This is a genomic window from Nocardia amikacinitolerans (genome assembly GCF_900215415.1).
In the GTDB taxonomy this organism is placed as follows: Bacteria; Actinomycetota; Actinomycetes; order Mycobacteriales; family Mycobacteriaceae; genus Nocardia; species Nocardia amikacinitolerans.
In genome coordinates this window covers 904,840-914,230 of sequence record NZ_OBEG01000002.1, presented here as the reverse complement: position 1 = coordinate 914,230, position 9,391 = coordinate 904,840, and the positions used below count along the sequence as shown (strand labels likewise).

The following is a 9,391-nucleotide window of genomic DNA, read 5'->3' as shown; positions in this document are numbered from 1 at the left end:
CCCACCCGCACGAAAGGTGAACTATGACAAACCCGTTCGACGACGATGACGCCCAGTTCTACGTCCTCACCAACGCCGAAGGCGAACACTCCCTCTGGCCGATCTTCGCCGCCATCCCCACCGGCTGGACCATCGCCTACGGCGCCGCCCCCCGCAGCACATGCCTGGAGTACGTCGAAACCCACTGGACCGACATGCGCCCGAACTCCCTGATCGCCGCCATGACCCCGAAGACCAACTGAAGGTGCGGCGCGCCGGTTCGCCATCCCCAAGTGCGCAGCGCGTCAGCACGCGCACGGCAGGAGCGAGGGCACAGGCAGGCCCCGGCGACCGGCGCGCCTCTCGGCCCCAACGCGTTTCATCGTGCGCAGGGCGCGAGAGCTCCGGCGATCCGCCGGCGTGGCCGAACCCGCTACACGTCCATCCGCTGGGTGTCGATGACCTCCCGTGCTCGCTGCCGCCACTCGCTCACCGCGCGACCGCTGCCGTTCAGCAGGGCCGAGTCGAATCGCTTGGCGCGCTTGGTGACCGTCAGCCCGACGTAGGTGTGCGCGTCGGTGATGGCGGCGGTGGCGACCGCGCAGGCCTCGTCCACTTCGCCGGAAGCCAGCAGTGCGGTCGCGTGTTCGAAACGCACCAGCGCGGGCTCCATCGTCTCCTGCGGGTCGTACCGCGAGATGGCTTCGGCTGCGGCGGTGGCCGTCTCGTCGGGCTTGCCGAGCCTGGCGTATCCGATGGCGCGATAGAAGGCGAGCTTCTCCGGTCGGAACGAGAAGATGCCGATCGGCAGCTCCTCGGACCCCACGCTGTCCAGCGCCCGCGCGGATTTGTCTATGCAGTGGGCGAATTGGTGTTCGTCACCGAGATCGGCGTGCGCGCGCGCCGCCATGCCCCACAACCAGGCGGCGGCCGCGCCGGTCGCCGGGTCCTGCGCGAGACGTGGATCGAGCAGGCGCAGCACTTCCCTCGGTTTGTCGCTGTAGGTGGGCAGGTAGGCAAGACCGGCGAGCGCGATGTCCTCCGAGTAGCGGTCGCCGATGTCCTGTGCGGCGTGGATGGCGGTGGCGTACCACAGCCGCGCCTGGCCGAAATGCCCCTCGTTGAACAAGATCTCACCGACCACGTTGGCCAGCCGTCCTGCTGTGCGGACCAGCCTGATCTGGTGGTGGGTGGCCTGGCGCTCACCGAGACAGGCGCGCACCGTGCGGAATTGGTCGAGCGTGCCTTGCAGCAGCTCGTGCGGCGGTACCTGGACGACATGCTTGCCCAGCGCCGCGGTGGATTCTTCCAGGAAACCGAGCCTGCGCTCGCTCATCGACCCGGCGTCCAGGGTCGCGAGCATCCGCTCCGGTTCGCTTGCCAAGAGTTCGGCAGCGTGTCCCGCCAGACCTGCGCCGATGCAGGCCAGCATTTCCCGCCTTCTCACGTCGTCATCCTCGACTTCCTCGTCGAGCCCGATCGGCGTCGACCGAACCTCCGGTCCGGCCGGCGCTTTGTCCCTACCGAGCTTGATTGTCCGATCGAGCGCCGCGCTCGCATCGTCGGTGTGGCCTGCCGCTTCGCGACCCGCCTTGATCGCACGCTCGAATCGCGTGACGACGACTGAATCGGCCTCGGACAGCACTCGATCGAGGAGTCGCCTGCTTGCGGCGTGCATCCGGGTTGTCCGGCCGTTCTCCCACAAGACCACGGTGCGCGGGGTAACGCCCACCAAACGTGCGAACTCGTAACGACTTCGCTTCATCGCCGTGCGAAGGGCAAGCACGTCCTCGCCCGTCCAGTCGACCTCAACCATAGGACCCGCTTCCTCGCATCAGGCCGATTCACTCGAAAATTACTCGCATTTATCGCATTCCGGACTGTTATGTACCCAATCGCAACGCGCAGTCTGTATTCGCACCCGGCGCCGGGGTTGTGCCCAGACCCTGTGGGGGCGCCCGCTCTCCGGAATCCGGCGCACGGTCCCGACGCGGTCATGATCCAGCCGCCTCGAGCGCGATTCCGCCGGCGCCCCCGGCGCCGGGTGCACTGAACTCCGCGGAGGTGGACGATGAACGTACCGCATTCGGACTTGCGCGAACTGTGGCTTGTCCAAAGTCGTGACTGCGCAACGGAACCGCAGGTCCTGGACTACGACAAGGCGAGGTTCATCCTCTCCGTGCACGCAGGCCACGGCAGTGGCTGCCGCCAGTACCTAGCCGCCTCCGCCTACTGCTTCCGGCGCGCCGCAGACAAGTGATCCGATGTACTCGACGCTGTCCATCCTGACCGCGTGCGGTCTGGTCGTCTCCCTCATCGGCATCATCGGAACCTGCGTCGGCGACACCCGATCCGCCACCGGACACCGCGCTCCCACAACACCTTTCACTGTCTCCGAAGCGCACCGCGCAATGCAGCTGCACCGCGGTTGCCGAGCAGATGCTTGCCCTCGCAAAGGAGCCGCCTTCCGCACTTTGGTCGCGGCAGGTCGCATTGTCCCCGACACCCGCGCCGACGGTTATTCGACATAGCTCTCGAAAGGTCTGCGCGGCAACCGAAGCCAGCAGTTCTAGTGCGGGTAAGACGCTAGACCGCGCGGCTCGGAGAAAGTCGCGCGCCCGGAGATCCGTTGCGCGAATGAATCAAAAGCCGTTCGAATCTCCGCAGTGCGAATTGATTTCGGTATCGGTGTCGTACTGGGCGAGGATCCGTCCAAATGGTCGACGGTCACCGTAAAAGTGTCGCTCGGCAGCCCAGTCCGGTAGTGCGCCAGGCTCATTGCGTCCTTGAACCTCGGCGCAGCCGCAACCGGCTCCGTAGCCGCAGAGCAGCCTGGAACCGCTCGGCGGTACACCGCAATGGCCAGCCTGACACGCCGCCACCCACGTCCGTAGTCGAGCATCCAGAGCGCGCCATCGACGCCAGCGCGTCTGCCTGTCACCCCCGCAACCACCATTTCTCTCCCGTCGATAGAGAAATGTATTCGACGGTAGTCATATGGTCGCTAGTTGATCGGCGGATTCACGTGGTCGATGCAACAGCTGATTCGGTGAGTATGTCATTGAGGATGTGGGCGGGGGTGCGGAAGCCGTGGCGTTTGCGGGGTCGGGTGTTGAGCTGGGCGGCGACGTAGTCGAGGTAGTCGGCGGGGAAGATCGATAGGTCGGTGCCTTTGGGGAAGTATTGGCGCAGAAGGCCGTTGGTGTTTTCGTTGGTGCCGCGCTGCCAGGGCGAGTGCGGGTCGCAGAAGTAGATGTCCAGGCCGGTGGCCATGGCGATGCGGGCGTGCTGGGCCATCTCGCTGCCTTGGTCCCAGGTCAGGGTGCGGCGCAGGAACCCCGGCAGGGTGCTCATCGTGGCGACAGCGGCATCGGCGACCGATTCGGCGGTGTGATCGGTAGGTAGGTGCAGCAGCATGAGGAATCCGGAGCGGCGTTCGACCAGGGTGCCGATCGCCGAGGCATTGTCTTTGCCGAGGATCAGATCACCTTCCCAATGCCCGGGCACGGCGCGGTCTTCGGCCTCGGCGGGACGTTCGCTGATGTTGACCATGCCGGGGATCCGTCGGCGGCTGCGTCGTTCGAGGCTGCGGTTCGGTTTGCGCATGGCCCGCCCGGTGCGCAGGCACGAGACCAACTCACGGCGCAGCCCACCACGTCCTTGCAGGTAGAGTGCCTGATAGATCGCTTCGTGGGACACCTGCATCTCCGGGCGGTCGCGGTGTTCAAGGCGTAGGGCGCCGCTGATCTGGGCGGGGCTGTGCTTGGCGTTCAACCGATCCTGAACAGTTTCGCGCAACGCGTCGTTGAGGGCCAGTTTGCGTGGTTTGGGGCGACGCGCCCGCGTCTCGGACCGGGCCTGGGCCAGACTCGCTCGATACGGCGGTCTGGCCTCCCACCCGCCCCTGCGGGCGCCGAACCGGTGGGTGCTGCGGTAACGGCCGCGTCCGCCTCCGTTGTTGGCGATCTCGCGCATGATCGTCGACGGGTGGCGACCCAACCGCCGCGCGATCGACCGGATCGTTTCTTCGGCCGCGACGCCCACCGTGATTTCCTCTCGCTCCGAAAGCGTCAACCGCGACCGCGGGCCGCGGGTCTTCGGCTCGCCCAGTGCACGTTTCACCCCGCCAGCATCACGGAACCATCGCATCCCACTGGTCGCCGACGCGCCGACCGCCAACCCCGCGGCCGACGCAGACACACCACTACCAACAACCAAATCCCAAAACGAACGAGTCACCGCATTCAACGGCGGCAGGGCCATCGCAACACTCCACGGGGCTTGAGGGTGAGTGTTGCATCCACCCCCTGAACCCAAGATCTTCCAACGCCACCATATGACTCCCGTCGATCGCACGTAGTTGTCCGGCTCGAGGAGCGCAGTCGCATGCCGTTCGGGAGGCTCGACGAGCCCGACACGTCGTGGTACGTGTCCACCCGCTGGTCCAACTTGGTCTGATGGGCCGCGGGCGGTCAGCCACCGACTCCTCTGCCATGGACTGGGCAGCTTCGTCGCGCCCGACGTCAGTGCCGAGAGGTGAACTCCGGCGATCTCGTCGCGTCGGTCGTCAGCAGCGACGCGGTGGGCTGCGGCGATCCTGTCGCGTCGGCCGTCGCCAGCCCCGCGTGGACACCGGCGGCATATGCCGCAAGCGAAGGAGCGGTGGAGCCGGGCTGTGTCGCCGCTCTGGCGGTTGGAGCGGGGCCACTGGAACCGGGCCAATTCGGCGCGTAGGTGGTCCTGCGGGCTGAGGGGAAGATCGGGGTGGTCCCGGATGTGCGGGGCGCTGGAGGTGCCTACCGTCGAGGTATGCGTTTCGTACCGATCGTTGTGGCTGTTTCCGCGGTGGCCTTGCTGACCGCCGGGTGTGCGGCGGACAGCGCGACGGAGTCGGCCGGGGTATCGGATGCTCGGCTCAGCGCTGTGCAGGAGGACATCGACCGGGCGGTCGGGGCGGGGGTTGTCGGGGCGATCGCGACGGTGACCGAGAACGGCGAGACGGTGGTCCGCACGGCGGGGGTGGCCGACCTGAGCACCGGAGCGCCGATCCCGACGCAACCCGCGCAGCGGACTCGCGTCGGCAGCATCACCAAGACGTTCACCAGCGCGCTCGTGCTGCAACTGGTCGCGGAGGGGAAGGTGCGCCTCGATGAACCGATCGACACCTACCTGCCCGGTCTGCTGCGCGGTGACGGCATCGATGGGCGCGCGATCACGGTCCGGCAGATCCTGCGCCACCAGAGCGGCCTGCCGGACTTCGCGGACGACCCGCGCGTCGACGAATACCGCGCGGGACTCGAGAACCGCACGATGACGCCCGCCGACGGCATCGCGATGGTCAACAGCGGGCGGGCGGTGTTCGCGCCGGGCGAGCGGTACGAATACAGCAATGCGAATTACTTCGTCGCGGGGCTCCTGATCGAGCGGGTGACGGGGGCCCCGTACGCGGAGGAGTTGGAGCGGCGCATCCTGAAACCGCTGGGCCTCGCCGACACCTACCTGCCCGGTCCTGGCGAACGCGACATCCGCGGCCCGCACCCCGCGGGTTACGCGACCCTGGACGGCGTCGTCACCGACGTGTCCCGCATCGAGCCGTCGATCCCGTGGGCGTCGGGCGCGCTGGTCTCCTCGGGCACTGACCTGAACCGCTTCTACGGCGCGCTGCTGGCGGGCCGGGTGCTCGCCGCGGCGGAACTCGAGCAGATGCGCGACGGCGTGCCGATGGACCCGGAGTCGGGGATGGTCTACGGCCTCGGTCTCGGTTCCGTCCGATTACCCTGCGGCGCGGAGTACTTCGGCCACAGCGGCGGAATCCACGGCTACTACACGGTATCCGGCGCGACCGTCGACGGGCGCGCGATCACCGTAGCCCTCACGAAGGCGCCCGAGACCGAGCCCGACCTCATCGGCATGCTCGAACACGCGCTCTGCCCGTGAGCCTCGGCGCCCCACGAGACTCCACGACTTCAGCAGATGAGACCCAGCGCCGCTGAACCACTCACAGCGCTCATCGCAGCCCGAGCAGTTCACCCTGCGCACAGTCCAGCGCCAGCTGGAATCCCGAGGAAACCACGGCCACCATGGCGAGCGTGCACACGCCGGGCAGTACCGGCGAAACCACCTCGAAACGCGAAAACCACCGCACCCGAGTCCCTTCGGGCACGGACCGGAACGCCATGAACCCTTCGTCGTGCCGCAGCGGCGGCGTCGACCTGGTGATCCGATACCGCAGCAAGGTCGGCGGCCGATACTCGACGATCTCCTCCGTCAGACGCAGCAGCGGCGTGACCACCACCCGCACCGCACCGCGACCGTGGCAGTGCACATCACCGGGACGAATCAGCGTGACGCGCCGAACCACCGGCACCCGACGGTAATTCGTCGCGTCGGTGAGCCAGTCGAAGACGTCGGTGATCGGCGCTCGAATGGTCCGCTCGATGTCGACGGTGTGCATGCCCAGCCCTCAGACGAGGTTCTTTTCCTTGCGCATCCGGCGACGCAGATCGACCATCAGCGCGTGGCTGCCGCCGTGCCGCAGGAATCGCGGGATGAACCGGTTGACGAAGCCGACGAACACGAACAGGTGCTCGAAGCGGCGCTGATCGGCTGCGGTCCACTCCAAGCGCATCTGCTCGCGGAAGTACGGCGCGAGGAATCCGATGGTCAAGAACTTCAACAGATTTCGGAACGGCAGGCGCAGGTACCAGTGGATCATGCGCAGGTCCAGCAGGTCGTCGACGTAGGCGCGCACATAGTCGTCGAGTACGGCCTGCCGGCAGGCCTGGTTCCAGTAGACGTCGAACTCGGCGCGCGTCTTTGGCCACATGTCCTCGGTGACCTGAAGCGTGGTGCCCAGCGTCGAGGACGAGGCGTAGAAGGCTTCGGCCTGCTCGTCGCTCATCTTGCCTTGCAGCAGCTGGTAGGTGTCCTCGAAGCCGATGTAAAGGCATGCGGCGACCCACAATTGGAGGTTGCGGTCGAAGGCGTTGTACTTCACCGGTGCGCCCGGCTCGGACCGCACGTGGCGATGCACCGAGTCGACCGCCTTGCGGTAGGCCGCGCGCTCTTCGTCGGTGCCGAGGATCGCCACCGCCAGGTACTGGGTGGTGGTGCGGGCGCGCTTCCACGGATGCTTCATCAGCGCACCGGATTCCACCTTGCTCTCCGCGACGCCGTAACCAACACCGGGCCTTGCCATTTGCATCGCCACGTTGGCCGCCGCGCCCGCGAACGACCAGAAGTCCAGCGCGTCGGACAGTTTGATCGGCCGCTTGGTGAACGGGCGGTGCGCGGAGCTGATGGGGATGCGCGTCTGCTCCTTGGTCAGTGGCGCCGGTTCGTTCTGGTACGAGGGGTGGGCGACCGCGGTCATCGGAGTCCTTCCGTCGTCTTCCTCGGGTGTGATCACCCATCCGTCGATTATGTTACCGATCATTCTGCATGACAAGGCCGCGTCGTGTTCGGAGTTTGCCCAGTTTCTCGGGGGTATGAGCCGTTGGAAGTGTGGTCGGGTTCTGATCAAAAATATCCGCGGAGGCCTTCCGCTCCGCAGTGAATCGTGCGTAACATACGGGACCATGCCGGACCGGATCTCAGCGGTCGGGTACGCCGCGACGTCGCGATCTTCTTCGGTGTGCGCGGGTGACCTCGATCGAGTGCGGCCGGTGCAGGAAAGGATGCGACGTACATGCTCAAGAGGCTGGATCGAATATTCAGCTACGAGATGAAGGTCTCCGAGTTCCTCGGGACGCTCATCATCCTCGGAATCCCGTACGGGCTGATCGGAGTCGTCTGGACGCTGACCCACACGAGTCATCTGCGCGAGATGCACGGCATCGACGTGGTGATCTCGTTCCTCGGATCGATCGTGTGCTGGCCGGTGCTCACCTTCTCGAATGTGTGCATGACCTGATGATGATCTTGGTGTGGCTCATCGACATCTTGGTGATCGGCGTCAAGATCCTCGGTGGGCGGATGAAAGTGAATCCGATTCTGCGCTACGGGCTTTGGCTCACTGTGCTGAGCGCCCTCGCCGCGGGCGTCGCCGCCGTCGGCTACGGACTGGTGGAGCTACAGCACTTCCTCAGCGAACCGGCGTGAGCGGGTGTACCTGCTCGGGGCGTGGTTCTCTGCGTGAGTGCCTGCCAACGGATAAGGCCGGGTTGCCCGTGCGCCGTCTACGCATATGGGCACCTGCCATCCAGGGGTGCGCTGACCGGACGTGACGTGGATGGTGTCCGGAACGGATGTGATTGTCTGGTCACTTCTCCAGCGTCGAGCGTCTGATATGGGCGCGGAAGTACGGCGATCACCTGGACTTCTTCGCAGGTGAAACTGCCACTCGGTAGTCGAAGCCAGCTCGTCCCATGGGGAAGCATCCCATCGGAAATATTGAGAATTTCTATTCACATGTGACTTGTGTCGCCCGCCATCACTGTGCAACACTTCACACGCTCCGCGCCCTCGAGGGGGTCACCGTTACCGGTCGGCGAAGTGAGCGAAATCAGGCCGAGAAAGGACTCGGGCAGCGTGACAACCATCGAACGACCTCCGGGTCGGATCGAACCCGGGGACTCTCCGGAGCGCACCGACCTGGAGCAGACCGTCGAGGATCTGAAGGGTCTGTGGCGGCGTCATCCGCAGCGGTCGCTGGAAACACTGGGCAGGCAGGTGATGCTCGGGCGTGACGCGGTGATCGAACTGTTCCGTGCGATCGTCGCCCGGCGCTTCCCGTACCACGAGTTCATCCGGCAGTGCGCCTTCATGTCGAGCGTGTCCGCCGCGCCGACGGTGTTCGTCGCGATACCGATCGCCGTCGTCGTCTCGATTCAGGTCGGGGCGCTGGTCAATCAGGTCGGCGCGACGACGTTCATCGGCGCGGTCGCCGGCCTCGGCATCATCCGGCAGGGTGCGCCGCTGGTCACCTCGCTGATGATCGCGGGCGCCGTCGGCTCGGCGATCTGCGCGGACCTCGGCTCACGCACCATCCGCGAGGAGATCGACGCCATGATGGTGATGGGCGTCGATCCGGTGCGCAGGCTGGTCGCGCCGCGCCTGGTGGCGGCGGTGCTGGTCAGCATGCTGCTGTGCGGGTTCATCGTGTTCGTCGGCTTCGCGACGGCCTACATGTTCAACGTGTACGCCCAATCCGGCACGCCCGGTTCGTTCATCGGCTCGTTCGCGTCCTTCGCGGTGGCCAACGATCTCATCGTCGCGCTGGTGAAAGCGGCCATCTTCGGCGCGCTCACCGCGATCATCGCCTGCGACATCGGGCTGCACGCCAAGGGCGGCCCCGGCGGCGTCGCGAATGCGGTGAACTCCGCGGTCGTCACCTCGGCGCTGATGCTCTTCGCCACCAACATCATCCTCACCCAGCTGTACAACACGCTGTTCCCGACGAAGGTGATCTGAG

The 9,391-nt window shown here is 66.1% G+C and carries 10 protein-coding genes; 6 read left to right on the top strand and 4 right to left on the bottom strand.

Annotation, left to right across the window (positions count from 1 at the left end; genetic code table 11):
- The first annotated feature begins 23 nt into the window (after positions 1-23).
- On the top strand, positions 24-242 hold the full coding sequence (locus CRP45_RS12395; RefSeq protein WP_097245158.1) for an MbtH family protein: 219 nt from the start codon (positions 24-26) through the stop codon (positions 240-242).
- Positions 243-412: 170 nt separating this feature from the next.
- Here the strand turns inward: CRP45_RS12395 and CRP45_RS12390 are convergent, their stop codons facing one another.
- Complete coding sequence (locus CRP45_RS12390) at positions 413-1,795, bottom strand: helix-turn-helix domain-containing protein (RefSeq protein WP_067784066.1); 1,383 nt, start codon at positions 1,793-1,795, stop codon at positions 413-415.
- Between the two features lie 255 nt (positions 1,796-2,050).
- On the opposite strand from CRP45_RS12390, the gene CRP45_RS12385 reads away from it, so the two are divergent.
- A complete protein-coding gene (locus CRP45_RS12385) occupies positions 2,051-2,239 on the top strand; it encodes a hypothetical protein (protein ID WP_067784068.1) in 189 nt (62 codons plus the stop codon).
- 761 nt (positions 2,240-3,000) lie between these two features.
- Here the strand turns inward: CRP45_RS12385 and CRP45_RS12380 are convergent.
- Entirely contained in the window at positions 3,001-4,242 is a 1,242-nt protein-coding gene (locus CRP45_RS12380; RefSeq protein WP_097245157.1) for an IS30 family transposase, read from the bottom strand.
- 546 nt (positions 4,243-4,788) lie between these two features.
- On the opposite strand from CRP45_RS12380, the gene CRP45_RS12370 reads away from it, so the two are divergent.
- Positions 4,789-5,916, top strand: a complete 1,128-nt coding sequence (locus CRP45_RS12370) for a serine hydrolase domain-containing protein (protein ID WP_097245155.1) — start codon at positions 4,789-4,791, stop codon at positions 5,914-5,916.
- A 70-nt stretch (positions 5,917-5,986) separates the two neighbouring features.
- Here the strand turns inward: CRP45_RS12370 and CRP45_RS12365 are convergent, their stop codons facing one another.
- Positions 5,987-6,433 (bottom strand): SRPBCC family protein, encoded by a 447-nt coding sequence (locus CRP45_RS12365; protein ID WP_097245154.1) that lies wholly within the window; start codon positions 6,431-6,433, stop codon positions 5,987-5,989.
- Positions 6,434-6,442: 9 nt separating this feature from the next.
- Complete coding sequence (locus CRP45_RS12360) at positions 6,443-7,351, bottom strand: oxygenase MpaB family protein (RefSeq protein WP_097245482.1); 909 nt, start codon at positions 7,349-7,351, stop codon at positions 6,443-6,445.
- A gap of 315 nt (positions 7,352-7,666) precedes the next feature.
- Here CRP45_RS12360 and CRP45_RS12355 point away from each other — a divergent pair, with 315 nt between their 5' ends.
- The 3 genes from CRP45_RS12355 to CRP45_RS12345 all read left to right on the top strand — a co-directional run bounded on the left by CRP45_RS12355 (position 7,667) and on the right by CRP45_RS12345 (position 9,390).
- On the top strand, positions 7,667-7,891 hold the full coding sequence (locus tag CRP45_RS12355; protein WP_097245153.1) for a hypothetical protein: 225 nt from the start codon (positions 7,667-7,669) through the stop codon (positions 7,889-7,891).
- Entirely contained in the window at positions 7,891-8,079 is a 189-nt protein-coding gene (locus tag CRP45_RS12350; RefSeq protein WP_067784213.1) for a hypothetical protein, read from the top strand. Before CRP45_RS12355 ends, CRP45_RS12350 begins: the two co-directional genes overlap by 1 nt.
- A gap of 429 nt (positions 8,080-8,508) precedes the next feature.
- Positions 8,509-9,390 carry an MlaE family ABC transporter permease gene (locus tag CRP45_RS12345; protein ID WP_372507950.1) on the top strand — a complete coding sequence of 294 codons (882 nt, stop codon included), beginning with the start codon at positions 8,509-8,511 and terminating at the stop codon, positions 9,388-9,390.
- Position 9,391: the final 1 nt, after the last annotated feature.

Excerpts from the sequence above, each read along its gene's own strand:
- CRP45_RS12365 (WP_097245154.1), bottom strand. The coding sequence starts at position 6,433 with ATGCACACCGTCGACATCGAGCGGACCATTCGAGCGCCGATCACCGAC.
- CRP45_RS12350 (WP_067784213.1), top strand. The coding sequence starts at position 7,891 with ATGATGATCTTGGTGTGGCTCATCGACATCTTGGTGATCGGCGTCAAG.
- CRP45_RS12385 (WP_067784068.1), top strand. The coding sequence starts at position 2,051 with ATGAACGTACCGCATTCGGACTTGCGCGAACTGTGGCTTGTCCAAAGT.
- CRP45_RS12380 (WP_097245157.1), bottom strand. The coding sequence starts at position 4,242 with ATGGCCCTGCCGCCGTTGAATGCGGTGACTCGTTCGTTTTGGGATTTG.
- CRP45_RS12360 (WP_097245482.1), bottom strand. The coding sequence starts at position 7,351 with ATGACCGCGGTCGCCCACCCCTCGTACCAGAACGAACCGGCGCCACTG.
- CRP45_RS12395 (WP_097245158.1), top strand. The coding sequence starts at position 24 with ATGACAAACCCGTTCGACGACGATGACGCCCAGTTCTACGTCCTCACC.
- CRP45_RS12390 (WP_067784066.1), bottom strand. The coding sequence starts at position 1,795 with ATGGTTGAGGTCGACTGGACGGGCGAGGACGTGCTTGCCCTTCGCACG.
- CRP45_RS12355 (WP_097245153.1), top strand. The coding sequence starts at position 7,667 with ATGCTCAAGAGGCTGGATCGAATATTCAGCTACGAGATGAAGGTCTCC.
- CRP45_RS12370 (WP_097245155.1), top strand. The coding sequence starts at position 4,789 with ATGCGTTTCGTACCGATCGTTGTGGCTGTTTCCGCGGTGGCCTTGCTG.